Raw genomic sequence first — 24,858 nt, 5'->3', positions numbered from 1 at the left:
CCGCCCCTACCGATGGCGCATCCCTTCTGGACTGGAGTTTTTAAAACCATGAAGAGTGGCGGACAACTGATCGTCGACTCGCTCGAAGCGAACGGGGTCGACCGCATCTACTGCGTGCCCGGCGAGTCGTATCTTGCCGTGCTCGACGCACTCCACGATTCCAAGATCGAAAGGATTGTCTGCCGGCAGGAAGGTGGTGCCGCGATGATGGCCGACTGCTACGGGCGGCTCACCGGCAAGCCTGGCATCTGCTTCGTCACGCGGGGTCCGGGGGCAACCAATGCATCCGCCGGCGTCCACATCTCCATGCAGGACTCAGTCCCGATGATTCTGTTCATCGGCCAGGTTGCGAGCCATGCCAAGGAGCGCGAGGCCTTCCAGGAAGTAAACTATCGAGCTTTCTTCGGCGACATCGCCAAATGGGTGGTCGAGATCGACGATGCCGCGCGTATTCCTGAATTGGTGACGCGGGCTTTTTCGATCGCAACCTCCGGTCGACCGGGCCCGGTTGTCGTGTCACTTCCTGAGGACATGCTGACCAGTCAAGTCGAGACGACGACCGTCGCGCTGCCAGCAATACCGGTTGAGACCAGGCCCGGTGAGGAAGAGATCGCGAAACTGGAAGCACTGCTCAACGATGCAGAGCGCCCCTTCGTCATTCTCGGTGGCACACGCTGGAATGCCGAGGCTGTCGAGCGGATGAAGAGGATTTCGAAAGCCTGGGCGTTGCCCGTCGGCGTGTCCTTCCGGCGCCAGATGCTGTTCGACCATCTGCATGAGAATTACGCCGGCGACATCGGCATTGGCGTCAACCCAAAGCTTGCCAAGGCGATCAAGGAAGCGGACGTCGTGTTGCTCGTTGGCGGCCGTTTCAGCGAGATGCCATCTTCCAACTACACGCTGATAAAGAGTCCCTACCCCAACCAGACGCTGATCCATGTTCATGCCGATGCCCACGAGCTGGGGCGCGTCTATCGCCCGACGCTCGCCATTCACGCATCACCCGCGGCCTTTGTCGAAGCCTTTGCAAGACGCGAGCCTGCCGTGAGGCCGGCATGGGCAGATGTCGCCAAAGCGCTTCATGCGGCCTATCTCGAATGGTCAACGCCGCCACTCACCGGCCCTGGTGCCGTTCAGATGGGGCCTATCATGAACTGGCTGGAAGAGGTCCTGCCGGACGATGCAATTCTGACCAACGGTGCAGGCAACTACGCCACCTGGGTGCATCGGTTCCACCGCTTTCGTCGCTTCGCCACGCAAGGCGCACCCACCTCAGGTTCGATGGGCTACGGCACCCCCGCCGCAGTCGCGGCCAAGGGTCTTTTTCCTGATCGGGAAGTGATCGCGTTCGCTGGCGATGGCTGCTTCCTGATGAACGGACAGGAGTTCGCCACCGCCGTTCAATATGGCCTGCCGATTGTCGTTATCGTCGTTAACAACGGCATCTACGGTACAATACGCATGCACCAGGAGCGCGAATATCCCGGCCGCGTCGAGGCGACGGATCTTAGGAATCCAGATTTCGCAGCGCTTGCCCGCGCCTATGGCGGACATGGCGAGACCGTGCATGAGACCGCGGAGTTCGCCCCGGCCTTCGAACGTGCGCGCAACAGCGGCAAGCCCGCGATCATCGATATCAAGCTTGATCCCGAGGCAATCACGCCGACCCGCACACTGAGCGACATTCGCGAAAGGCGATGAACAGGGCTCTGTCTCGCTTCGATCCAAAGGTGCCGGAGATTGGCGCGGTGTTGTCACATTAACTCGAACATGATGACGCGCCGGCTAGAAAAGCAGGTCTTCCTCAGAGTGTGTGGTGAATTGCTCAGCGTAATGGCCATGCGTTATACGCGCGCGTGCGTGCGTTCCCGAGACAGGCGCGCTTCTTGCTGCGCTCCTGCATGCACGGGAAACGCGCCTTACCGCACGATTGGAAAGCCGGAGCCGGCAGATGGACTCCCACGAGTAGAGGCGGTAGCCTCTCACGCCGCTTTCGGCATAGGCATTCGGAACAGCTCTGCGAGTTTGCGGAGGTTTTGGGCGGCGGCTGCGAGGTGGAACTCGTCGCGGGCGCCGTTTGGTCCTCGCAGTCGTAGGCGATCAAACTTCAGGATGCGCTTGAGGTGGGCGAACAGCATCTCGACCTTCTTCCGCTCTCGGCGCTAGATGACATAGACATCCGCCGTGGCGATGTCGCGGGCCATGTCTCGAGCGCCCTCGTGGATCGACCGCAGGACCTTTCGGGCGGGAGCGTTCGGACAGCAGCGGCTTGAGGGCGCAGGCGTGGCAGTCGAGCTTTCTGGCGCGGTATCGATCCCGCGCTTATGCGGCTTTGTTGCAGTAACTTAGGTTGGGCACACCGAACCCACCCGAAGCGTTTCGTCAGGCGGCAAGATCGAACAGCTGATTGACAAGGCGGATTTCGGCTGTCGGTCCTGGCTGCATCAGGGCGCAGTGTCCACGTCGGATCATGCGCATGACCTCAAAGCCCTTCAAAGTCGCGTAGGCCGTTTTCATCCTCTGGAAGCCGCGCGTCGGCCGGATGAGGCGCTTGAGCGCCCCGTGATCCGCCTCGATGATGTTGTTCAAATACTTCGACGTCCGATGCTCAACATCTTTCGGCAGCCGCCCTTCGTTTTGCAGACGCCGGATTGCCTTGGGATAGGACGCCAGTTTGTCGGTCGTGATAGAGGATGGTGGGTAGGCGCTCATCGTCTTCAGGGCTTTTCGCAAGAAGCGGTAAGCTGCTCTGGTGTTCCGGCGATCCGCCAACATCGTTCCACCCCGTTCGCGCCGCTCCTCCCTTGCCACGCATCTGCATCGCCTCACCGCGGTGGCGGAATGGAAAGCCGTGATCGGCGCCACCGCTTGAACCAACGACGCCGTTAATCAAGTCTCATTGCGTCCAAAGGCGGTTAACGTGACAAGCCCACTGTCCCTCCAAGTGAACAAGACCGATCCCAATGACGCTCTGGGGCTGGCGCAAATCGTGCGCACCGGCTGGTATCGCGAGGTCACCGTCAAAAGCTTGGACAGTCAGGTTTGTCCGAAGCTTTCTCACCTCGCGTGCTCGCCTGGTCGAGATGCGGGTTGATCTGACCAATCAGATCCGCGGTGTGCTCGAACCGTTCGGGTTGATCGGTCCGCTCAGGGATGTCATTGAGGCGCTCCTGACTGCCTTACAGGCAGTCAGCCGGCAAATCGGCATTCTCACACGCCGTCTCATGGCAATGGCGCGCCAGGACCAAGCGGCCCGACGCCTGATGACGGCTCCCGGTGTCGGCTCTCTGGTCGCCTTGGCCTATATCAGCGCCATCGATGCACCAGAACGGTTCGCGAAGTCCTCTGGCGTGGGAGCTTAGCTTGGTCTGACCCCGAGCGCTATCAGTCGGGCGAGATCGACCGGAGCGGTCGGATATCCAAATGCGGCGATCCGCTGATACGAACCTACCTCTTTGAGGCGGCCGGAATCCTGCTGAACCGGGTCTCGCGCTGGTCTGCGTTGAAGGCCTCGGGCACGCGGCTTGCTAAGAAGGCTTGCTAAGAAGGTAGGTGGCAAGAAGGCGTCGGTAGCGGTGACGCGTAAGTTGGCGGTGATCCTGCATCGGATGTGGCGCGACAACACGGACTTCCGGTGGTCTAGCCAGAAAGGGCAGCCCGCATGAGATAGCCACCTCGAAAGATCCGCCAGAGCTGGCGGGATGATGTCCCTTGTCGGGACGAGGCAGCAGCCATCGCGTGGGCTCCGTTGCGGCCTGAGACCTGATCCTCAGGGAGCAGATTGACCACGTATGCAACATGGCGAGGCTGAGGCTTCCGACCCCATCCTGCGGCGGTGTCTGCCGACCGCGGAGAGAACCATGACCCGACAGGTGATATCACGCGAGCTGACGGAAACGGCCGCTCGAAGGGCTTGACTAAAATCCCCGGAATAAGAGAACGGTGCCCTTGCGCTGGTCCCATGCTTGCCGAATTTTCGAAACCGCATTCCACTTTCCGGGCCGACGCCCCTAGGGAGCGGTCGCGTATTGCGGGGCAAGCGGAAGCACCGGGCCGGGAATCATGCGCCCGATGCGGCCGATGACGTGACCGTGCTCGATCACCCCGCCATAATGATCGTGCGACGGATATAGGAAGCGGCCGAGACTGACGGCGAGCTTGATCGCGCGCTTCTCTTCCAATCTGCTCGTGGCGAAGTTGCCGGAGGTCTGCGGCTCCAACGCATTAAGCTGCCCTCTCCGCTCGACCAGGGCACCGTGAATGTCATAGACGACGTCGCCGCAGAGGCAGACGGCGCCGGCATCGGTTTCGACGACCACGGCCATGCTACCGGGCGTGTGTCCGCCAAGGCAGACCGCGCTGATGCCCGGCAGGATTTCGGCACGCTCTCCGAAAGCGAGATCGAGGCAACCGAGGGCGCCCGGCGTATAGAGCCGCTCGACGACGTGGTGCAGATCCTCCGGCGCATAATCCAGCCGGCCAACCCCGCTATAAGCGAATTCGAGCTCCCGGCGATTCACGATGACCGGCACGCTCATCAGGAACCGATCGAGAAAGCCGGCGTGGTCGACGTGCAGATGCGTCTGGATGATCATCCCGATGTCCTCCTTCCGGACACCGTGCTGCGCCAGCTGCGCCTCCAGCCCATGCTCCTCTCCCCAGATCGTCTCGAGGCCGAGCCCCAGGCGCGTGAGCGCTTCGGTGCTGCGGGAGCCGGCATCGACCAGCACCGGGAATTCCCCGCCGAGAATGAGGAAGGCGTTGGTCGGCGTCTGAACCCGCCGGCCCGGCGGACGCCCCGCGAGCTGCGCTGTCCAGTCCCCCCTGATGTCGCCGAAATTCAGCACGCGCACTGACAAGTTCATGACTCTCGCCTTTCATTTCATATACACACCATAGTTTCCTATTAGAAACTTGTTCTCTTTACAAGGGATAGAGAAGCCGCTTAGGGCTCACCCTATCTCCCGGCGCGACGCATTCTCGCGCCATACCGTGCCGATTGGAGGATGAGAGATGCCGGTGCTGCGCGTTTCGATGATCGAAGGCCGTGACAACGAGCAGAAGGCCAAGGCCGCCGCAGCCCTGACGGTTGCGCTGGAGGCGCATTTAGGCTGCCGCCCCGAAGACGTGACGATCATCTTCGAGGAGGAGCCGCGCGAAAACTGGGCGATTGCCGGAAAATTGCTCTCGGAAAAGCGCCCAGCTCCGGAGCGGCCGTAAACGGCAGCCAGCGCTGGCCACCCGCGCTCAGATCAGGAGGATGGCGCCAATCCACGGCCCGGCGGTGAAGCTGCGACCCGGGCTCTCTGTCCTGCGTGTCAGAGCAAGGCGCAGCTACATCGCGCCCGAGGAAACCCAGACGACCTCGGCGTCGCCTTCGCCGACAGACACGACGCAATGTCCCATGCGGCTGTCGAAATAGATCGCATCACCCTGATCGAGATGTGCCGGCGCGTAATATTCGGTGTGCACCTCGACCGCCCCGGAGATGACGATCAGCATCTCCTCGCCGTCATGGCTCTCCCAGCCGTCGAACTCGTCGAGCGAGCGGGCGGTAATGGTCGTCCGGAAGGGCAGCATCCGCTTCTGAGAGATATCGGTCGCCAGCAATTCGTGCCGATAGGTCTTCGTGAGGTTGAGCTTGCCCTCGCCCCGACGTGTGATGCTGCGCCGGCCGCGCGGCTCGAAATCCCGGCGGCGTTCATCAAACAGATCGACCAGGTCGATTTCCATTCCGCGCGTGATCTTCTTGAGGAGGTCGAGCGTGGGAGACATCAGCCCGTTCTCGATCTTCGACAGCGTCGAGCGACCGACTCCACTTCGCTTGCTCGCATCCTGCAGCGTCCATTTCCGATCATGCCGGATCGTCCGCAGTCGCTCCCCCAGAGACGTTCCGGATGGGCGCCGCGCCTCGTCGCTGCGCTCCATCTCGGCAAATCCAGGGCTGACGGAGCGCTTCCTCCGAGCACTCCCTTCGGAGCTCGCCGGACTATCGTCGCCCTTGGGAAGACCCGCGCCATGTTCCGCAATCTTCATCGGTCTACAATCCACATTGCGGAAAAGCGCGCTCATCGCCGACAGGATCGCTGCAATGAGAGAGGCGCGCCGGTCGGATATCCGAATCGCAAGATAATACGCAATTTATCGCATCGGATACATGCGACGATTATGCATTAGGCGAGGACGGGGCGGCCCATCAACCTCCTTCTTCAAACATCGGTCGAGATTCGCGAGTTTCAGGCCCGATCTTGATCAGCCGCGCTGCGCCATACGGGCCGCCGAGAATTCTCTTGCATATCCCAAAAGAAAGAATATTCCTTATCGGAAACAAAACCAAAAAGACATCCGGGACAAAACGCTTGGGACCGTCGGCACGGCGACATCGCCCGCTCCGCAGCGGGACCGTGGCTTCATGGGAGGAGCAAATGACAACATTGAGTCGCCGCCACACCCTCAAGCTCGCCGCCGCCAGCGGCTTGGTGGGATATCTGGGCCAGATTGGCTTCAGCCAAGCCCAGGCCAAGAAGCTTCTCAAAATCATCGCCTGGGGAGGTACCTACGGGGATGCCATGCGTTCCTCGTGGCTGGAGCCCTTCGCCGCGGCATCCGGCATCCAGTCGGAAATCCAGCTCCAGTCGTCCTCCATGGAAACGCTCGCCTCGCTGCGCGCCAACAAGAACCGCAACGATGCCGATCTCTGGTTTTCCGCGATCGCACCGACATCGCTCGCGAAGAACGACGGGCTGCTGAGCCCCATCCCCGTCGGCCAGCTGAAGAACGCCTCGCAGCTGCCGGCCGCGGTCGTCAACGACACCTATGTCGGCATCTGGAGCCTGCCTTACGGCATCATTTACAATGCCAAGACGGTCCCGTTCGAGATCACGAAATGGGAGGACCTCACCGACAAGCGCCTGAAAGGCATGGTGAGCGCTCCCTACGGCGCCAACTACAACGGCATGTTCATCGCGCTGCTGGCGCTCCTGGCCGGGGGAGACGAGAAGAACGTCGATCCGGGCTTCGAGCTGGCGAAGAAGATGAAGCCCAACTTCTCGATCTTCACCACCTCCGATTCCGAGCAGATCCGCCTGCTGACATCGGGAGAGGCCGACGTCGTGGCCTTCGCCCCGGTCGCCAACTACTTCGCGGCCCGCAAGGCGGGCGCGCATTTCCGCTTCGTCTGCGCGAAGCCTTACATCCCCGTCAGCATCAGCAATGTCGCCATCCTGAAGGATGCGAATGTCGAGGCGGCGACCCGCTTCATCGATTTCGCCATCAGCAAGGAGCCGCAGCAGAAGATCGCGCAGCTGCTTGGCTGCCTGCCGATCAACACCCAGTCCGACGTCGCGCCGGCGCTGCGGGAAGCGGTGCCGGCCGACACCGAGTTCCGCTTCCTGCAGGAAGGCGTCATGGCCGGGCAGCTTTCCGGCTGGAACGACCGCTGGCAGAGGGAAATCCAGCGCTGAAGGGCGAGCCCAATTGGAAGCCTGTGATGGAAGCCGATGCCGCATGTCCGTAAAGCCGAACGACTCGGCGAGGGCATGCGCATCGCAGTCCCAAGCCTAAGGACCGCGCGATGTTCGCACGGCTGATGCCGTATACCCTGGTCGCGCCAGCGCTGCTGCTCATCTCCACGCTGCTGATGGGCCTGTCCTCGGTGCTGGGCTGGAGCTTCCAAGGCGGGTCAGGAAGCGAGGCCGCGAGTCTTATCCAGTACGAGAATCTGGCGACGAACGAATCCTATCGCCATTTTTTCACCTACTCGCTCTGGCTTGCCGCCGTCTCCACCTTCGTCGCGCTGATCCTCGGCTTTCCCGTGGCCTATTACATGGAGATCAAGGCATCTCCCCATCAGAGGAGGCTGATCTTCGCCGGGCTGCTGGCGATGTTCCTCAGCGACTACGTGCTGAAGATGTTCGGCCTGATCCTGATCCTCGGCCGGTCGGGGCTGGTCAATCGCCTGGCGATGGGGCTCGGCCTCGCCGATAGCCCGCTCAGGTTGATGTACAACGAGTTCGGCGTCCTGGTCGGCCTCGTCTCCGGGATACTGCCCTATATGATCCTGTCGCTGAACGGGGTGATCGCCCGGCTCGACAAGCGGCTGCAGGAGGCGGCGGCGCTGCTGGGGGCCCCGCCCTGGCGCATCTTTCTCCTCGTCACCCTGCCCCTCTGCATCCCCGGCATCATCGCCGGAACCATGCTCAGCTTCCTGCTGTCGCTGAATTCCTTCGTCACGCCGATGCTGCTCGGCGGCGGCAGGGTCGACATGATCGCAGTGCTGATCTTCGACCAGGCGATCAACCTCGCCAACCTGCCACTCGGCTCGGCCGCGGCCGGGGTGCTCTTCCTGATCTCCGGCGCGGTCATCCTGCTGCTCAGCCTGCTCGGCGACCGCTATCAGAAACGATTCCAGCGATGAGCAGGTCGTTCCAATTCTCCTTCCTGCAGGCGCTGACCTTCGGCGTGCTGCTGTTCATGGCCCTGCCGAACCTCATCGTCCTGGCGATCTCATTCAACCGCGAGGCGACACTGGCCTTCCCGCCCTCCGGCCTGTCGTTCGCGTGGTATCTGAACGTCTTCAAGACACCGAGCTTCGCCGTCGGCCTGCAGCAGAGCGTCCTGCTGGCTACGGTCAGCAGCGCGATCAGCCTGGCGCTCGGCATCCCCGCCGCGCTGGCCATCGTGCGCTTCCGGTTCTTCGGCCGGCAGGCGGTCAACGTCTTCGTCATGGCGCCGCTCTTCGTACCAGAGGTCGTGATGGGCATCGCCATGCTGCTCTGGGCCAATGCGGTCTCGACGATCTCCAACACCACGACGCTCGTCATCCTGCATTGCCTGATCGTGCTGCCCTATGTCGTGCGGCTGGTCGTCGCCAATCTCCAGGGCATGGACCCCAATCTCGAGAATGCGGCGATGCTGCTGGGCGCCAGGCCGTTTCAGGCATTCTTCCGGATCACGGTGCCGCTCATCGGCAAGGGCCTGCTGGGCGCGACGGTCTTCGCCATCGTCATGTCGTTCCACAACTTCACGGCCACGATGTTCCTCATCGGCAGCCGCCCGACGCTTCCCGTCGCGGCCTATCAATACATCCGAACCGAAAACGATCCGACCGTTGCGGCGCTGTCCACCCTGATGATGCTGGCCGGCATCCTGGCCGTCTATCTGATGGAGCGCTGGATCGGCCTTGAAAGACTCGTGCGATGACTCTCTCCCTCAGCTTCAAGAAACGCGGCATCACCCTCACCGGCCTGTCTGTCGAGCTCCAGGGCAAGCCGATCCTCGACAACGTCGATCTCGAGATCCTGCCTGGCGAGATCATCGCCCTGCTCGGCCCGAGCGGCTGCGGCAAGACGACGATGCTGCGGGCGATCGCGGGGCTGCAGCGGCCGACGGCGGGCGAGATCGTCGTGGGCGGCCAGGCGATGAACGACGTGGCGCCCTACCGCCGCAATGTCGGCATGGTGTTTCAGAGCTATGCCCTGTTCCCGCATATGACGGTGGCGGAGAACATCCTGTTCGGCCTGAAGATGCATGGCGTGGCGCCGGCCGAGCGCCAGGGCATTCTCGAGGCGACCTTGAGCATGCTGGAGCTCGGCAGCCTGCGCGATGCCTATCCGGCGCGGCTTTCGGGCGGGCAGCAGCAGCGCGTCGCGATCGCGCGCAGCATCGCGACGCAGCCATCGGTCCTGCTTCTCGACGAACCGCTTTCGGCGCTGGACAAGAAGCTGAAGGACGATATGCGCAACGAATTGCGCAACCTGCTCAAGAAGGTGGGCATGACCGCGATCATCGTCACGCATGACCAGGAAGAGGCGCTGGCCATCGCCGATCGCGTGGCCGTGATGGAGAATGGCAGGATCGCCCAGATCGGAACCGGGGGAGATCTCTATCACCATCCGAACTGCCGCTTCGTCGCGGATTTTGTCGGCTACATGAACTATTTCGACGGCCGGGTCAGCGGGCGGTCGGATCGGTCGGTCGATCTGGATATCGGCCGGGATCGCAGCCTCAAGGCGCGAGCCGCCGCCATCGCGCCCTCTCAAGACGACGTCATCGTGGCGGTTCGCCCGGAAGCGATCAGGCCGGTCGTGAATGCGACGCCGATCGATCGCGAGGCGTTCAACAGCGTAACCGCGCGTCTGATCGGCGAAGAATTCCTCGGCATCATCACCAATCTGCGTTTTCAGGACGATGAAGGGCGAGAGCTACTGGTCATCCGGAGCGGACATGATAATCGAACGCAGCTACGCGCTGGCGAGCGGTACGCGCTGATCTGGCCGATCGATGCGACAATCCTGATGCCGACTGATGCCTCATGAACGTGAGGGTACTGTCAGGGGATCTGACGGGGTCGCCTAATCGCGGGCCACTTTGCAGGCGGTTTCTTCAAATTTTCACCGGCCTGAGCCTGAGGTCAGGATCGAGGGAGCATTGAAGAGGTCCCGAACAGCGGATCAGAGGCGCTATGTGAGCGTGTGCTGGGTGCAGGTTGTCTTCGCGGTCGACAACAGTCGCCGCATGATGGAGCTTCGCGGGAAGAGCCTTCCTATGTGGATGACGCACTCGGCTGAGCCAGCGGTGCACCCTCATCAAGCGGAATGGCTTGGCCCACGTCCCGGCAGGGACGTCTCAGCGCGCTCAGAGACTGAACGCTATCGGCACGCCGTTGCTCCGGTGGTCCGGTCGAAGAAGGGGTTCTTCTCTATTCGGCGATTTGAGGTCAAGCGCTTTCAGGCCTTCCACGTTGCCGATGTTTGACGTCACTCGCGGGTCCTTGCTTCTCTTCGGGATCAGCTCTCGGGCTGTCCCATGATGGGATCAGAAGAATGGGGCAGCCCAATCTGTCGCGCGTTCTGATCGCGCCAGGCGCGACCGACACAAGAACCCTAGCGAACTCACCTCATCCATCGTCCCGCGAGGGACATCTCTCCACCGGCTGGCGGAAACTCGTCTACCTTTCTGTTCGGGTGACAGGCTGTGCCAACGGCCGATCAGGCGGTCGCCACGGCACTCTCCCTCGCCCAGCGGAACTCGGTGCCATCGCTCCAGAGGCGGTGCATGATCACGGCCAAGCGACGCGCCAGAGCCACGATGGCCTTTTGCAGGCCGCGCCGTCGGGCCACGTTCACGGCCCAGGCCTTCAGCCACGACCATTTCTGCACCCGGGTCAGCAGCACTTGAGCCGCCTCATAAAGCAGCGCTCGCATCATGGCGTCTCCGCACAGCGAGATGCGCCCTATCCGATGACTCTCGCCGGACTGATTGAGAACCGGCGTCAGCCCCAGTGCTGGGCCGACGGCCTTGGAATTCTTGAACCGAGCCGGAATGTCGATTGTGGCGCTAAAGGCCAACGACACCACGGGGCCAACACCGGGAATGGTCATCAGGCGCCGGCAGACGTCATCATCCCGGACCGTCGCCAGCACTTTGCGGTGAAGGGCAGCCAAACGCTCCCGCAGGCTCTGGCGGGCCTCGAGGAGGCAAGCCATGATCTCGGCCAGCTCCGGAAGGCCCGCCACGAGTTCCCGGATCCGGTCCTCGAACCTGACCTTACCAATGACCCCGACCTTGAGCCCAAAGTTGCGCAGCAGACCGCGGATGTCATTCTCAATGGCAAGGGCTTTCTCCTGCAACAACTTGCGAGCTGTCAGAAGGGCGCGTCGGTTCTGGCTGGCCAGGGTCTTCACATGCACAGGTCGGAACAGGTTGACGCGCATCATCTGAGCAATGCCACGAGCATCGTTGCGGTCCGTCTTGTTCACCTGCGCCTTCAGGAAGGCTTTGGTGTGACGCGTCTCGATGCAGATGACCGGCAGTCCGGCCGCGGCCAGCCCGCTGTAGAGCCACTGCGACAGCGGACCGGCTTCGAGCCCGACCCGCTCGAGCCGCCAGGCCGGATCCCGGAGCACCTGCACCAGGTCGTCTGGATGGCTAGTCACCTTCAGTTCGCGACAGACCTTGCCCGTCTCGTCCAGAATGCACAAAGAAGTCTCTTTGACGGAGACATCGAGGCCGGCATAATGCTTCATGCTGCGCTTCTCCCACTGATGCTTGTGGCTGGTCCTACCCAGACCACGTTGTACCATCAGCCTGAAGCGCAGCACCTCCGACAGTCGATGAAGATGGCGCGAAAGCCGAATACCCCATCTGTCGCAACTCTTTCTTTCCGAGCGCGGGCTTATGGCCTGCGTCGGCGGGAGGGAGTGAGACAGAATGTTTGAGGGCAGGCAATTCGATCGGTCGGTGATTCTGCTGTGCGCGCGGTGGTATCTTGCTTACAATCTCAGCCTCCGAAATCTCGAAGAGATGATGGCCGAGCGGGGCATCTCCGTGGATCATGCTACGGTCGGTCGCTGGGTGGTCCGGTACTCACCCCAGTTGCTCGAGCGGTTCAATCGCCGCAAGCGAGCCGTCAATGGCAAATGGCATATCGACGAAACTTACATCAAGGTCCGCGGCCAGTGGCGCTATCTCTATCGCGCGATCGACCGCAACGGTGACACGGTCGAGTTCTGGTTCAGCGAGCGACGCAATTTGACCGCGGCCAAACGCTTCCTCTCCCGCGCGCTCAAGCGGCATGGCCGGCCTGAACGGGTTGTCATCGATGGCAGCCTGACCAATCGTGAAGCCATCCTGTCATGCGACACGACGGATCGGCTGGCGAAGAGGTCAAGCAGGCGCCTCAAGCCGATCCAGATTCGGCAGAGTCGCTACCTCAACAATCGCATCGAACAGGATCATCGGCGCATCAAGCGTCGCGTGCGACCGATGCTCGGGTTCAAGTCGATGAACAGCGCTCGTGCCATCTTGGGTGGGATCGAGATGATCCATATGATCCGAAAAGGAAAGGCGAAATATGCCTCCAATCCGCGAGCGTCACTCGCCGAGCAGTTCGAGGCCTTGCCGTATGAATGCCGAGTGAGATTTGCTTCTATCTTCGGCTCGAGTCCGAATTTGCGACGTGTGTGGACGCCCCGTGAAACGCAAGAAGAATCTTCAGGTTTGATACAGCGCGTGGTCAGGGCTGACGTGTGTGCGGCCTCAACTGCGGCCATTCATACGCCGCGGGCCCGGATGGGAGTTCGCGGACCAAGTCCAATTCGGAACCACGCGCTCAAGGCGCTCGTCGCAAAGCTGGTTTTCCTGATCCCGTCTCATTGACCGTTGCGCCATCTCTCTCCTTCGACCTTCCTACGCCCCAACAGCCTCACAGACGCAACTACTTATGCAGCCGCGGCCGGAGCCTGATAAATCCCGCCACTCGCCATCAGGGCCCAGACAATGCGAGCCATCTTATTGGCCAGCACCACCCGTACCAGCATCGGTGGCTTGCGTGCCACCATACGAGCGATCCACGAGCCTGCCTGAGCTCCATTGCGCGCCACCCAGCGAACAACAGCACTGGCGCCGATGATCAGCAAGCGACGCAAGGTTCGCTCACCCATCTTGGAAGTGGCGCCGAGCCTCTGCTTGCCGCCGGTCGAATGCTGGCGCGGCGTGAGCCCTACCCAGGCGGCAAAGTCCCGCCCGCACTTGAAGGTCTCGGCCGGTGGGGCGAGCGCCGCCAAAGCCACCGCGGTTACCGGGCCGACACCGGGGATGGTCATCAGCCGCCGCGCCGTCTCGTCCTCTTTGGCCCGCTGGGCGATCTCGCGGTCTAGTCGAGCGATCTGCTCGTCGAGCCGATGGAGTATCTCAATTAGCATCTGGAGAACCGGACGAGCGATCTCAGGAATAGGCTCGTCCGGATCCTCGACAGCCCGCACGAGGTGTGGAACGTGAGCCGGGCCTTTGGCCACGACCAGGCCGAACTCGGCTAAGTGGCCTCGGAGCGCATTGATGATCTGGGTTCGCTGCTTCACCAGGAGGTCACGGCGGCCTGGGTCTGCTCGCTCTTGGGAGCCACGAAGCGCATGGTCGGGCGCTGAGCCGCCTCGCAGATCGCCTCGGCATCGGCGGCATCGTTCTTTTGACGTTTGACAAAGGGCTTCACGTAAGCCGGCGGGATCAGCCTGACCGCATGCCCGAGGCGGCCGATCTCGCGCGCCCAGTGGTGGGAGCTGGCACAGGCCTCCATCGCCACCGTGCAGGGCCGCTGGGCCGCGAAGAAGGTAAGAACCTGGTGCCGCCGCAGCTTCCTGCGGAACAAGACCGTACCGGATGCATCGGCTCCGTGAACCTGGAACACGCTCTTCGCCAGATCCACCCCAATTGTGCTAACTTCTCCCATGGACCCCTCCCTCAAGTGGTGCTCAACACCTCCACTTTGGCACATCAAGGCCGTTGGGGGGCGTCCACCCTATCGGAACCTCCGGTGAGACGATGCATAAAACAAATGGTTGCGCGGCTACGATCCGCTGGATGCCGATCGATCTTTCAGCCTCTGCAGCCTGCGGCGGGTATCGGGACTCACTCGCCGCTTCCGTGCCAAAGTTGGCCAATGTTGTAATATTCTACCTGTGCCATTCTCGGTAGATCACGATGACCTACCTCTCAGCCATTCGGCCGCGCGTCGCTGGGGTCACATCCCAAGCTTGAATCACGCAGCCCCTGCTTTCAGATTCTCCTGGATCATACTCGGCGCAAGGCCGGGCAACTCGGCGAGGTGGCGGACGCTCATCGTCAGTTTCCTCTTGGCAGGCATCCAACTCTCCACCGTTCGGGATGAGGATCGTGATGCCCGAGTTGCTGACCGAGACCTTCAGACCGTCGAAAGTGACCGGTAATTGACCGGAACGGTGGCCGGCTTCAAATCGGAATACCCTTCCGGTTTGAATCGGAGGCCGCATCCGACACCTCTTGCTGTTCGTTTAGGAAGCCGATCCGATAAGGCTTTTCCTCAATGACGCGGGCCGCGACAAAGGCGATGCTGACCATCGTGTAGTGCTGAAGCAGGCGGATCGGGTTCTGGTGCTCGTCGATTCCGCTCAGGATGATGATGTCGGGATTGCGGAACGATATGCTCCGAACATGGATTGTCTTCATCATGCCGGATGAGAGCACGACGGCGCCAATTTCAGCGTTGTCTTTCAAGGCTTCCTGAAACGCCAGCGCCTCTTGGGCAATATAATGATACATGGCTTCGGCCGCCTGCATGGTGTGCCGGGCGGCGATCACCAATCCGCTCTGGGCCGCTTCGGATTCGCCGGGAACCCATAGGTTCGATTTTGACATAAGACCTGGCACGTGGCTCCTCCTGCGATCGCTCTTCAACATCCGTACCTGGCGGCAAGAGCAAAGCCGCACCTGCCTGCAGTCACCTATCATTGCCCATGCGGTTACGGGAAGGACCACTGGTCCGATTAGTCTGACTACCGTCGATCGCGGCAGTGACGTTGCGCCGGAGCTATGGCGGAGTCGAGGACAGGCGCGGTAGCTGGAGCGGATCCGTCGCAGGCATCCCACAGACCGGAAACCTTGCATCATCCGTTCCCGCTCTCGCAACGGAACATGCGAATTCTCGGCCCGGTTGTTCAGACCCTTGTGCGACCGGTGCTCGACCCCTGGCAGGATCTGCCGCCGGGCTGCGCTGGTCAGCAAGCGCTTGGCAGCCTTGGTATCGCGTCGGCCCTGCACGATCTCGTCGAGCACGTAGCCGTCCTGATCGACGGGCCGCCAGAGCCAGTGCTTCTTGCCCGCGATGCTGATGACCACCTCGTCCAAATGCCAGACGGGCGGCTTACGACGCAGCCGACGGGCATGGCCCGGCCCAAACTTCTTTCCCCACCGGCGGATCGTCTCATAGGAGACGAGGATACCGCGCTCGAGCAACATCTCCTCGACCAGCCGCAGGCTCAATGGGAACCGGAAATACAGCCAGGCCGCATGGGCGATGATCTGGGAGGGGAAACGGTGGCGTTTGTAGCTGATGGGCTGGGGCATGCCTCAGCAATTAAGCCAGAGATCCCTGACCAAGAGTTACCGTGACATCCACCTCCGGAGCGTGTCACCGGTCCGGTTTTCGACTTCATTGCCGCGTCAGATGCGCCGAACCTCTTCGAGGAAGTTGTGAACGGCGGCAGTAACCTTTTCCGTCTGGCTGTCTACGGTTTCGGCCGCGCCAAGCATTCCCGCTGCGGCTGCAGTGGAGTGTTCGGCGGTCGTGAGGACCTCGGCGGTTGACTGACTGACCGAGCCTGTGCCAACTGCCGCCTCTTCCGCACTGCGCGCAATCTCTGCAGCCATTGCGGTCTGCTCCTCGACCGCTGCCGAAATCGCCGTGGAGGCGGTATCGACACGGTGGATGATATCGGCAATCCGCCTGATGGCCGCTACGGTCTCCGAGGTCGAGCCCTGGATGGCCTCGATCTGTGCCGTGATATCCTCTGTTGCCTTGGCCGTCTGCCCCGCCAGCGCCTTGACCTCAGATGCGACAACGGCGAACCCTTTGCCTGCTTCACCGGCTCTCGCGGCCTCGATGGTCGCATTAAGGGCCAGCAGATTGGTCTGTCCTGCGATAGTCCTGATGAGTGATACGATGTGCCCGATCTTCTGCGAGGATTCGGCGAGAGTCTGAACCTTCTCTGAGCTTTCTTGTGTTTCGCGCACCGCCGCACGAGTCGTTTGACTCGATTGCTCGATCTGGCGACTGATCTCCGTGATCGACGCGTTTAGCTCCTTTGCCGCCGATGCGACGGTCTGGACGTGATGGCTCACCTCCTGCGCCCCCGAAGAGGAGTTCGCCGCCGACGAGGATGTGTCCGCCGTAGAATCAATGACGTTCGTTGCCGCGCCGCGCATCAGTTCATTCGCTCGGCGAACCTCCTGCGTCGTGGACAGCATGGTTTCGTGAAAGCTGTCGATGGACCGCGTCAGGTCGGTTATCACCGACCATGTCAGAACGGCTGCGATGTAGCGCCCAGTGCGATCCCGCACCGCGGAAACATGAAGGTCCATCGTCTCCGGCCCCAGCTTGATCTTCGCCCGCCACGGCAGGCGGGAAGGGTCCGCAACGATCGCGCGCTGATGGCTCGGATTCTTGTGAAAGACGTCGAAGCAGACGCCGACGATGCAGTCTGGGTTCACGTCCGGCGGCAGAAGAGCTGCTATTTTCTTCAGCGTCTCGATACTGCGCGCGTTGGCGAATGTGATGGTTGCGGTCTGCGGATCCAAGGTTAGGACGTTGATCGGTAGTGACTCAAGAACCAGCCGGAGATCGGGCTCGAGGGGCGAAGCCTTCTCTGTGCTCGTTCCTGACGCCTGACCTGATCCGTCGGCGCGCGAGCGCCGTTGTAAGAGTGAACGCATTTCCAAATCCCTCCGGTTGGCGAATATCGCCGGCTCCTGTTTTCAGGCGCGAAAGGGCCTTCAATAGCCTCTTATTTACGATACCGTACATATATCGGCTTAACGCTTAGTAAAGTGTTCCTATTGACTCCGGGTCGCCCGATGAACCAAAGGCCGTTCCCGCTTCTGGAGGGCCGGAAGGCTTCATGATTGTGTCGGTAGACGGGGGCCATGCCGGCGCCCCAGAAAGGAGAATCCTCAGTGAACCAACCAACCGCCGACCAACCGGTCATTCGGAACCGCCTTATTCTGTCCCTCAGGCCCGCTGCGTTGGAGTTCCTGCAGAAACGCTTGATCACAAGGAGCATGTCGGTCGGCGAGGTTATCTACGAGGAAGGCGCGCCATTCACGCACGCCGTCTTCCCTCACGAAGGGGTGATCTCACTGATGTCGCAGATGCAGTCCGGTCGCACTGTCGAGAAAGCCTCAATCGGCTATGAGGGTTTCGTCGGTTTTGCCCTTATCCTCGGTGGCGGTAACGCGGTCAGCCGATCTACCGTTCGGATCGCCGGATACGCATCCTGGTTAGCGATCGAGGATCTGGACGAGGCTCTCGCCGAATTTCCGTGCGTGAGCGACGTAATGCTGCGATATTCGAAATCGCTCATCACACAGTTGCTCGAATCCGTTGCGTGCAACAGCCTTCATACGGCCCAACAGCGCATTGCGCGCTGGCTTCTCCACGCGCATGACCGTGTGCAAGGCGATACCTTCTACATAACCCAGGAGGCTCTCTCGGAGGTTCTTGGACTGAGGCGGGCAACCGTCAGCGAAGCGTGGTCCCAGCTCCAACACAAAGGCGTCATTAGTTACAGTCGCGGGTGCATAACTATTCATCACCGGCAGATGCTCGAGGAAACCGCCTGCGAATGCTTTCACCGTATTCGCGGAGGCTTTGCCTCCTGATCTGGCGCTTTGAACCCCTTCACGCGCTCGCGAGGGATCTGCGGCAAGCTCGCTCTGGCCCGCTCCACCGTGGCAGCCTGGCTGACGGTTATGTCGCAAACTCGAAACGAAGACGCGACAATTGCGACAGTTCGACGTGTTCACGCCGCCAGCAGAGCAAATTGCTCGGCGAGGGATGGCTGCGGATTGCGAGCGTAGATCGCCTGTTGTTCACGCATCATGTGGATCATCTCGATTCCACCCAGGATTACGCGGGCGCTGTCCATGGACTTGAAACCCAGCATCGGACGGATGCGCCTTTTGATCGCTCGATGATCCTGTTCGATACGATTGTTGAGATACTGGCTCTGTCGGATCGAGATTGACGTCAGCTTGCGTCTTGATCTCGCTCTGAGCCGGTCTGTGGTATCACAGGTCACGATTGCTTCACGGTTGGTCTGGCTGGCGCCGATGACGATCCGCTCAGGCCGACCATGCCGCTTCAGTGCTCGGCTCAGGAACCGTTTGGCGACCGAGAGATTTCGCCGTTGCCCCCTGACCTTGATGTAAGTTTCGTCGATATGCCATTTGCCATGGACAGCGCGCTTGCGGCGATTGAAGCGGTCGAGCAACTCAGGCGAGTAGCGAACCCATCTGTGGATGGTCGCGTGGTCCACATCGAGGCCCCGTTAGGCCATCATTTCCTCCAGGTTTCTCAAGCTCAGACCGTAGGCCAGATACCATCGGACGCACAGCAAGATCACCGACCTGTCAAAGCGCCTACCCTTGAACATCTGTTCCTCCGCACCCGTACCCCAGCGCACCATAGGGACGAAACCGAAACAAATGTTTGCGACAAGCGGCCACCTCGTTAGTAAGGATGGTTAGATGTTCGACGAACGAACCTTACTCGCCTTTCTTAGCGGGAGCGCGGCGCTTCGGCTTTGTGGCCTCGCCGGACGCACTAACGGCGTCTTGGGCAGCCGACTTTGCAGCGGCGTGCCTGCCCCGAAGCTGTCCGAGTCCCGCGCTCTTCGCGAGTTCCGACCGCCTTTTTGCGTAATTGGAGGCAACCATCGGGTAGTCCTGCGGAAGGCCCCATTTTTCGCGATACGCGTCCGGAGTTAGACCCTGGCCGGTGAGATGGCGCTTGAGCGTCCTGTAGGGTTTGCCGTCTTCAAGGCTGTAGATGAAGTCGGGTGTCACAGACTTGCGGATGGAAACGGCCGGCTGCGGCTTCTCGGCTTTGGGCTGCTTGGGAGCAACGAGGCCCTGCAAGGCTGCATGCACGGACGTAATCAGGACTGGCAGATCGGCACTCCGGACAGAGTTCTTCGTCACGTAGGCCGAAATGATATCGGCGGTGAGTCCGGTAAAATCGACTGCAGGCGGTTGAGGCAGGTCCATAGTTCTTTCTTCCAATACTGTGGTCTATCGGCCATGTTGATCTTCGACTTTAGTACTAAGGTCAAGCTTGGTATTGTCGCAGAGGCCCGGGCTCCCGTCGGGCCTTTTACCCCCCGTTCGGACGCGCCGGTCACGACGCCCTGGCCTTAGCCTTTCGGATGGCTGGACTCTGTGATCACCGCGCGATCACCATGGGGCATCTCTACCTAGAATGAGTGCCTTGTGAGCCGGTCCCGACTGCCAACTGTCGTCGCCCTGAGCTTGGCTCTACAGACCTCGGCTCACGCCGACTGCGGGCAGGCAAGCCAGCAGCACGCTACGGCTATCGGCGATATCGGAAGCCATCTCCGACACTATGCCGAATGCGTCTCGACCAATGAAGCCATCACAGCTTGCAATCCGGAATACGAGCATCTTCAGAGCGCAAAGGACGCCCTTCGGAACGTCTTAAATCAGCTTCAGGCCGAATGCGATTGAGGTGACTTCGGCTGTTATCGATGGGCAGCGATGATCAGCCGAGGCCCACGCGCCATGAAAGTCTGCCGCTCTGTCCGCCTCATCAGCGCAGGCCGCCCGAACTTGGAAGCTGTGGCCAATTCGGTTAGACGTCCCTCCATTCATCCGCACAGCTCCCTGAGAACGGCCGAGACAATGCCTTTGGTGAGCCGCGTCCCATTGGAAACTTATCACGATCATTAAGGAACTTTTGATGCCGGGCATCGCACCTCAGTTCGAGCCACAAATCACCTGCAGCGGCGGCATTCCCTCTAAATATCGTTTCACCATGCGATGCTCCGCTTGTGCCACGACAGAAACCTATGAAGCCGGAAGAGCTGTCAGCGATGCCGAAGTCAGACGCTACTTCGACGGGCGCGGCTGGATTTTGGGACGAAGACGCTCGGATGATCTGTGCTCGGCATGTCTGGAGACATCCGGCAACACCCGGCCACCCCAGTCGCGCAATGAATCTCACCGCCACCGGTTCGTCTCACCGGTGAAGGAGGCGGACAGGACCACCACCCCGGCGGACAAGCGCCATCAGGACACCGCCGAAATCCTGGCCCGGCACCTGGGCAAGCCCGAGGCTTTGGCCGCGGAGGTCTTCCGGCCCAGGGAGGCGCAGGCTCCTCACCATGCCACTTTAAACTCATCACCGCACCCAGTACCGCCCCCCGCCCTATCACCCGAGATGGAACGGATCCTGAGCGGCAGGATCTGTCGCAACTTTTTCTTTCCTATCGCTCCGGTATGGCCTGCGCTGGCAGGAGAGGACGAAGCGAGATGTTCAAGGGCAGGCAATTTGATCGTTCGGTGATCCTGCTGTGCGTGCGCTGGTATCTCGCCTACAATCTGAGCCTGCGTGACCTCGAGGAGATGATGGCCGAGCGGGGCGTTGCGGTCGATCACGCGACCATTCACCGATGGGTTGTGCGCTATTCGCCTGAGCTGCTGGAGCGCTTTAACCTCCGCAAGCGAGCGGTCAGTAGAAGGTGGCACATCGACGAAACCTACATCAAAGTCCGGGGTCAATGGAAATATCTCTACCGGGCCATCGACAGTCATGGCGACACCGTCGAATTCTGGTTCAGCGAACGGCGCAATCTTGCGGCGGCCAAGCGGTTCTTGAGCCGAGCCTTCGAACGACATGGCCGTCCTGAGCGGATCGCCATCGATGGCAGCCAGACGAACCGCGAGGCGATCCTGTCCTGTGATACGAATGATCGGCTGCTGGACCGATCGCGGCGTCGACTGAAGCCGATCCTGATCCGCCAAAGCCGCTATCTGAACAATCGCATTGAGCCGTGCCGTGAAACGTCGGGTTCGCCCGATGCTCGGCTTCAAGGCGATGGACAGCGCTCGCGCCGTGTTGGGCGGCATCGAAATGGTTCACATGATACGGAAGGGACAGGCGAGGTGCGCCCGCGATCGGCAACTGTCGCTCGCTGAGCAGTTCGAGCGGCTCGCCGCATAAGCATCGCGGGCCACTCCGGCATCGTTACGCCTGAAATCAGAATTTGCGACAAATCCCCAGCAAGTTGTGATTTGCGGACCGTCAGGCTCCGGCAAATCCACGATGATCCGCTGCATTAATCAGCTGGAGCGCCATCAAAGCGGTAGCATCTCCATCCATGGACAGGAGATCAGACCGGAAGCGAAAAATCTGCACGAGTTCCGTCGCGAAGTCGGGATGGTCTTTCAGCACTTCAACTTGTTTCCGCATCTCACCGTGCTGCAGAATTGTACCCTGGCGATGACGCGCGCACGAAAAATACCGCGGCGAGAGGCCGAGGACATTGCTCGGCATTACCTGGAGCGGGTGAGGATCCTGGATCAGATCGGCAAATACCCGAGTCAGCTCTCGGGAGGCCAGCAGCAGCGCGTCGCAATCGCCAGGGCGCTGTGCATGAAACCTAAAGTCATGCTGTTCGATGAGCCAACCTCTGCTCTCGATCCCGAAATGATTAACGAGGTGCTCGATGTCATGACGGAACTTGCACAAGATGGCATGACAATGTTGTGCGTGACCCATGAGATGGGGTTCGCCCGCAAGGTCGCTGACTCAATCGTCTTCATGGATGGTGGTCGCATCATCGAAAGCGCTCCCCCCAGCGAGTTCTTCGACAATCCACAGAATGAGCGAACGAAGAAGTTCCTCAGTCAAATTCTCTAGACCGGGAAACCATCCCGCGCGCTGGTTCAATAGCAACCTCGGGGATCTTGGAGGCAGGCAACGTGTCTACAATAAGCAGAGTTTGGACGGCGATCGACTTCAACAAGATCGGCAGGCAATCTGACTTTCTTCGTCTCCCATATTCATCGAATATGTCCGCTTATGGTTGGATTCCAACTCCGCTCATCTGCATCAAGAATGGCACCGGCCCGACAATCCTCCTGACCGCCGGCAACCATGGCGACGAATATGAGGGGCAGATTGCGCTGATCAAGCTCGCGCAGGACATTGACCCTGCGGAGGTGAACGGGCGCATCATCATCTTGCCGGCGCTGAATTACCCAGCAGTCGCTGCGGGGCAGCGCGTTTCACCCATCGATGACGGGAACCTCAATCGTTTGTTCCCCGGGAACGCCAACGGGTCTCCGACCGATATGCTCGCCCACTATATCGACGACGTGCTTTTTCCAATCACGGATGTCGTCATCGATCTGCATTCCGGAGGGAGATCGCTTGAGTATTTGCCACTAGCGCTCGCCCGACCGGGCCTGACGCCGGAGCATCGGCAAGCTGTGCGTAAGCTACTGAACGTCTTCGGAGCTCCTATCGGGGTGCTGACAGATGGCGGTGGAGGTGGCGGGGCAACCACATTGTATGCCGCAGCGGAACAACGCGGGATACCTGCGCTAACGACCGAGCTTGGAGGCGGGGCAACGCTTTCGCCGGAAGGTCTGGCGATCGCGGAACGCGGTGTAAGACGCGTTCTGAAGCACTATGGTGTGGTCCCGGAGATGAAAGTCGAAGCGTCAAGCGGCTGCCGCTTGATGGAGTCACTCAGCCGCGACAGCGCGGTATATTCGCCGGAGAATGGTCTGTTTCAACCCGCTGCGGAAGTGGGCGAAATGGTGTCCGAAGGGCAGGAGGCGGGCCGCATCTATTTCTATGACGATCCGATGCGGCCGCCCATCATCCTGAATTTTACGGCACCCGGGATGGTCAGCTGCCGCCGCTTCCCCACCATCACAGCGCGTGGCGATTGCCTCTATAACCTGATGTCGGACATACGCTGATCGCCTTGGGAGCATTTGCTGCAGCTTAGACTGCGTGAATGGTGCGGCCGGCGAATGATATCGGCTTGGGCCTCAAACGGGCTCTGATATTGGCGCACCCGGTTCACGGTTCGACGAAACATCCATCGCCGCGCAGTTCGGCGTGTCGCGCACGCCGGTGCGCGAGGCATTGCACATCCTGTGCGGCCGAGGGCTTGCCGAGCGAAAGCCCTACAGGGAAGTCGTCGTGACGCAGATTTCCGCCCAGTGCATCGATGACATGTTCTAAGCTACCTGTGGGCGGCTCTCCTCCCATCGGATGACCCGGCTGATGCGCAAGCGCGACAGCAAATGGGTGATCACGCTCAATCATGTCTCGCAGATCGAGCCGAAATGAACCCAGCCCTCAAGCGAGACGCCGGCGCACGACAGCCGCAAAATATCGTGCTCCGAAAGGAAGTGCAGCATCGTTAAAATCGAAGGCCGGATTGTGCAGTGGCATCGAGTCTTCGCCATTTCCGATAAAGGCAAAGCACCCTGGCACATGTTCCAGAAATCGGGCGAAATCCTCTGAGGCGGTCTCAGGCGTTCTGTCCGCATTGATCGCGCCGAGCTCAAATACTGTTTCAGCGGCCGCCAGAGCTTGGCGAGTGGTTTCGGCATCGTTGATGAGGGGGATGAACTCGCGCGTGTAGTCCACCTCGGCGGTGCAGTTATAGGTCAGACCTGTTCCCTCCGCGATGATCCGCATCTGCTTCTCGATCTCGGCGCTCACCTCCGACCGGAAGCTGCGCGCATCTCCCAAGATGCGGGCCAGGCCCGGGAGCGCATTCCGTGTTCCGTCCGTGATAAGCTCGGTCACCGAGACCACGGCCGTATCCGTGGGAGCAACGCGACGTGAGACGATGGTCTGAAGGTTGGTAACAAGCGCGCACGCGGCTACCAGAACCTCGCGTCCACCCTGCGGACGGGCGGCATGGCCGCCAAGACCACGCAGGACGATCTCGAAGTTATCCTCAGCCGACATGATGGGCCCGACGCGGGTTGCGAAATGCCCAACAGGCATGCCGGGCATGTTATGCAGCCCGTAAATCTCATCGAAGGGAAAGCGCGTCATCAGACCATCGGCCAACATTGCGAGCGCGCCTTTGCCCCACTCCTCCGCCGGCTGAAAGATGAACCGTACGGTGCCATCGAAGCCCCCCTCCTTGGCGAGCAACTTGGCGGCACCGAGCAACATAGCCGTGTGCCCATCATGGCCGCACGCGTGCATCACCCCCGGATTCCGGGAACGATAGGGATGTGTGCTCTGCTCGGAAATGAGCAAGGCATCCATGTCAGCCCGCAAGGCAACAATCCTGTTGCCGCTACCCCGCCGGAGCGTCCCGACGACGCCGGTTGGTCCGACGCCTTGCGCCACTTCGTCCAAGCCGAACTCCTTGAGTTTGGCCGCAACGAAGGTGCTGGTGCGCCTCTCCTCGAACCCGAATTCGGGGTTGGCATGCAAATCATGCCGCCAATCGCGCAGCTCCTTCCAAAGGGCGTCATGGTCCAGCCGCATCT

19 protein-coding genes and 8 pseudogenes are annotated in these 24,858 nt (G+C 60.8%); 16 read left to right on the top strand and 11 right to left on the bottom strand.

The features are described from left to right. Nucleotides 1-48: 48 nt before the first annotated feature. Entirely contained in the window at nt 49-1,701 is a 1,653-nt protein-coding gene (locus I2H38_RS18550) for a thiamine pyrophosphate-binding protein (protein WP_196273355.1), read from the top strand. 281 nt (nt 1,702-1,982) lie between these two features. Here the strand turns inward: I2H38_RS18550 and I2H38_RS18545 are convergent. Next, nucleotides 1,983-2,313: pseudogene (locus I2H38_RS18545) on the bottom strand (transposase); the annotation flags it as partial. A gap of 69 nt (nt 2,314-2,382) precedes the next feature. Next, entirely contained in the window at nt 2,383-2,775 is a 393-nt protein-coding gene (locus I2H38_RS18540) for a DDE-type integrase/transposase/recombinase (RefSeq protein WP_196273354.1), read from the bottom strand. Here I2H38_RS18540 and I2H38_RS21570 point away from each other — a divergent pair. From I2H38_RS21570 to I2H38_RS21105, 3 genes and pseudogenes are all read left to right on the top strand, one after another. Further along, a pseudogene (locus I2H38_RS21570) lies at nt 2,753-2,872 on the top strand (IS6 family transposase); the annotation flags it as partial. The gene I2H38_RS18540 and the pseudogene I2H38_RS21570 overlap by 23 nt on opposite strands. 211 nt (nt 2,873-3,083) lie before the next feature. Next, nucleotides 3,084-3,362 carry a hypothetical protein gene (locus tag I2H38_RS21110; RefSeq protein WP_229426798.1) on the top strand — a complete coding sequence of 93 codons (279 nt, stop codon included), beginning with the start codon at nt 3,084-3,086 and terminating at the stop codon, nt 3,360-3,362. Nucleotides 3,363-3,397: 35 nt separating this feature from the next. Next, the gene (locus I2H38_RS21105) at nt 3,398-3,544 is read left to right on the top strand and encodes a hypothetical protein (RefSeq protein WP_324617440.1); all 147 of its coding nucleotides are present in this window, start codon (nt 3,398-3,400) and stop codon (nt 3,542-3,544) included. 466 nt (nt 3,545-4,010) lie between these two features. Here I2H38_RS21105 and I2H38_RS18530 read toward each other — a convergent pair whose 3' ends face one another. Then, the gene (locus tag I2H38_RS18530) at nt 4,011-4,865 is read right to left on the bottom strand and encodes an MBL fold metallo-hydrolase (RefSeq protein WP_196273353.1); all 855 of its coding nucleotides are present in this window, start codon (nt 4,863-4,865) and stop codon (nt 4,011-4,013) included. Nucleotides 4,866-5,013: 148 nt separating this feature from the next. Between I2H38_RS18530 and I2H38_RS18525 the strand changes: the two genes are divergently transcribed. Next, nucleotides 5,014-5,220: a tautomerase family protein gene (locus tag I2H38_RS18525; RefSeq protein WP_196273352.1), complete on the top strand. Its 207-nt coding sequence runs from the start codon at nt 5,014-5,016 to the stop codon at nt 5,218-5,220. Between the two features lie 114 nt (nt 5,221-5,334). On the opposite strand, the gene I2H38_RS18520 is transcribed toward I2H38_RS18525, so the two are convergent. Then, nucleotides 5,335-6,036 (bottom strand): helix-turn-helix domain-containing protein, encoded by a 702-nt coding sequence (locus I2H38_RS18520; protein WP_229426797.1) that lies wholly within the window; start codon nt 6,034-6,036, stop codon nt 5,335-5,337. A gap of 389 nt (nt 6,037-6,425) precedes the next feature. On the opposite strand from I2H38_RS18520, the gene I2H38_RS18515 reads away from it, so the two are divergent. The 4 genes from I2H38_RS18515 to I2H38_RS18500 all read left to right on the top strand — a co-directional run bounded on the left by I2H38_RS18515 (nt 6,426) and on the right by I2H38_RS18500 (nt 10,316). After that, the gene (locus tag I2H38_RS18515) at nt 6,426-7,463 is read left to right on the top strand and encodes an extracellular solute-binding protein (protein WP_196273351.1); all 1,038 of its coding nucleotides are present in this window, start codon (nt 6,426-6,428) and stop codon (nt 7,461-7,463) included. 110 nt (nt 7,464-7,573) lie between these two features. Beyond that, nucleotides 7,574-8,416: an ABC transporter permease gene (locus tag I2H38_RS18510; RefSeq protein ID WP_196273350.1), complete on the top strand. Its 843-nt coding sequence runs from the start codon at nt 7,574-7,576 to the stop codon at nt 8,414-8,416. Then, nucleotides 8,413-9,201 carry an ABC transporter permease gene (locus I2H38_RS18505; RefSeq protein WP_196273349.1) on the top strand — a complete coding sequence of 263 codons (789 nt, stop codon included), beginning with the start codon at nt 8,413-8,415 and terminating at the stop codon, nt 9,199-9,201. The genes I2H38_RS18510 and I2H38_RS18505 overlap by 4 nt, the downstream gene beginning before the upstream one ends. After that, nucleotides 9,198-10,316, top strand: a complete 1,119-nt coding sequence (locus I2H38_RS18500) for an ABC transporter ATP-binding protein (RefSeq protein WP_196273348.1) — start codon at nt 9,198-9,200, stop codon at nt 10,314-10,316. Before I2H38_RS18505 ends, I2H38_RS18500 begins: the two co-directional genes overlap by 4 nt. A gap of 672 nt (nt 10,317-10,988) precedes the next feature. Here the strand turns inward: I2H38_RS18500 and I2H38_RS18495 are convergent. Next, entirely contained in the window at nt 10,989-12,026 is a 1,038-nt protein-coding gene (locus I2H38_RS18495; RefSeq protein ID WP_196273390.1) for an IS110 family RNA-guided transposase, read from the bottom strand. A gap of 184 nt (nt 12,027-12,210) precedes the next feature. On the opposite strand from I2H38_RS18495, the pseudogene I2H38_RS18490 reads away from it, so the two are divergent. Continuing rightward, nucleotides 12,211-12,900 (top strand): annotated as a pseudogene (locus I2H38_RS18490) (IS6 family transposase); the annotation flags it as partial. Nucleotides 12,901-13,220: 320 nt separating this feature from the next. On the opposite strand, the pseudogene I2H38_RS18485 reads toward I2H38_RS18490, so the two are convergent. The 3 genes and pseudogenes from I2H38_RS18485 to I2H38_RS18475 form a co-directional block, all read right to left on the bottom strand. Then, a pseudogene (locus I2H38_RS18485) lies at nt 13,221-14,227 on the bottom strand (IS110 family RNA-guided transposase). A gap of 1,124 nt (nt 14,228-15,351) precedes the next feature. Continuing rightward, nucleotides 15,352-15,879 (bottom strand): annotated as a pseudogene (locus I2H38_RS18480) (IS6 family transposase); the annotation flags it as partial. Nucleotides 15,880-15,975: 96 nt separating this feature from the next. Then, nucleotides 15,976-17,244, bottom strand: a complete 1,269-nt coding sequence (locus I2H38_RS18475) for a methyl-accepting chemotaxis protein (protein ID WP_196273347.1) — start codon at nt 17,242-17,244, stop codon at nt 15,976-15,978. A gap of 240 nt (nt 17,245-17,484) precedes the next feature. Between I2H38_RS18475 and I2H38_RS18470 the strand changes: the two genes are divergently transcribed. Continuing rightward, the gene (locus I2H38_RS18470; protein WP_324617437.1) at nt 17,485-18,189 is read left to right on the top strand and encodes a Crp/Fnr family transcriptional regulator; all 705 of its coding nucleotides are present in this window, start codon (nt 17,485-17,487) and stop codon (nt 18,187-18,189) included. A gap of 140 nt (nt 18,190-18,329) precedes the next feature. Here I2H38_RS18470 and I2H38_RS18465 read toward each other — a convergent pair. Both I2H38_RS18465 and I2H38_RS18460 read right to left on the bottom strand, forming a co-directional pair. Continuing rightward, nucleotides 18,330-18,962, bottom strand: a pseudogene (locus tag I2H38_RS18465) (IS6 family transposase). A gap of 112 nt (nt 18,963-19,074) precedes the next feature. Beyond that, on the bottom strand, nt 19,075-19,575 hold the full coding sequence (locus I2H38_RS18460; protein WP_196273345.1) for a MucR family transcriptional regulator: 501 nt from the start codon (nt 19,573-19,575) through the stop codon (nt 19,075-19,077). Nucleotides 19,576-20,284: 709 nt separating this feature from the next. Here I2H38_RS18460 and I2H38_RS18455 point away from each other — a divergent pair. From I2H38_RS18455 to I2H38_RS18435, 5 genes and pseudogenes are all read left to right on the top strand, one after another. Continuing rightward, a complete protein-coding gene (locus I2H38_RS18455) occupies nt 20,285-20,890 on the top strand; it encodes a hypothetical protein (protein WP_196273344.1) in 606 nt (201 codons plus the stop codon). After that, nucleotides 20,857-21,547, top strand: a pseudogene (locus tag I2H38_RS18450) (IS6 family transposase). Before I2H38_RS18455 ends, I2H38_RS18450 begins: the two are co-directional and overlap by 34 nt. Nucleotides 21,548-21,604: 57 nt before the next feature. Continuing rightward, nucleotides 21,605-22,246, top strand: a pseudogene (locus I2H38_RS18445) (amino acid ABC transporter ATP-binding protein); the annotation flags it as partial. A 62-nt stretch (nt 22,247-22,308) separates the two neighbouring features. Beyond that, on the top strand, nt 22,309-23,316 hold the full coding sequence (locus I2H38_RS18440; RefSeq protein WP_196273342.1) for a succinylglutamate desuccinylase/aspartoacylase family protein: 1,008 nt from the start codon (nt 22,309-22,311) through the stop codon (nt 23,314-23,316). Nucleotides 23,317-23,458: 142 nt separating this feature from the next. Further along, complete coding sequence (locus I2H38_RS18435; protein WP_324617436.1) at nt 23,459-23,584, top strand: hypothetical protein; 126 nt, start codon at nt 23,459-23,461, stop codon at nt 23,582-23,584. A 117-nt stretch (nt 23,585-23,701) separates the two neighbouring features. Here the strand turns inward: I2H38_RS18435 and I2H38_RS18430 are convergent, their stop codons facing one another. Continuing rightward, nucleotides 23,702-24,856 (bottom strand): M20 aminoacylase family protein, encoded by a 1,155-nt coding sequence (locus tag I2H38_RS18430; protein WP_196273341.1) that lies wholly within the window; start codon nt 24,854-24,856, stop codon nt 23,702-23,704. Between the last annotated feature and the right edge of the window lie 2 nt (nt 24,857-24,858).

The sequence above is a fragment of the Microvirga alba genome, assembly GCF_015694465.1.
Taxonomy (GTDB): Bacteria; Pseudomonadota; Alphaproteobacteria; order Rhizobiales; family Beijerinckiaceae; genus Microvirga; species Microvirga alba.
The sequence above is the reverse complement of the archived record's forward strand: the minus strand, read 5'-3'. Positions and strand labels throughout refer to the sequence as shown.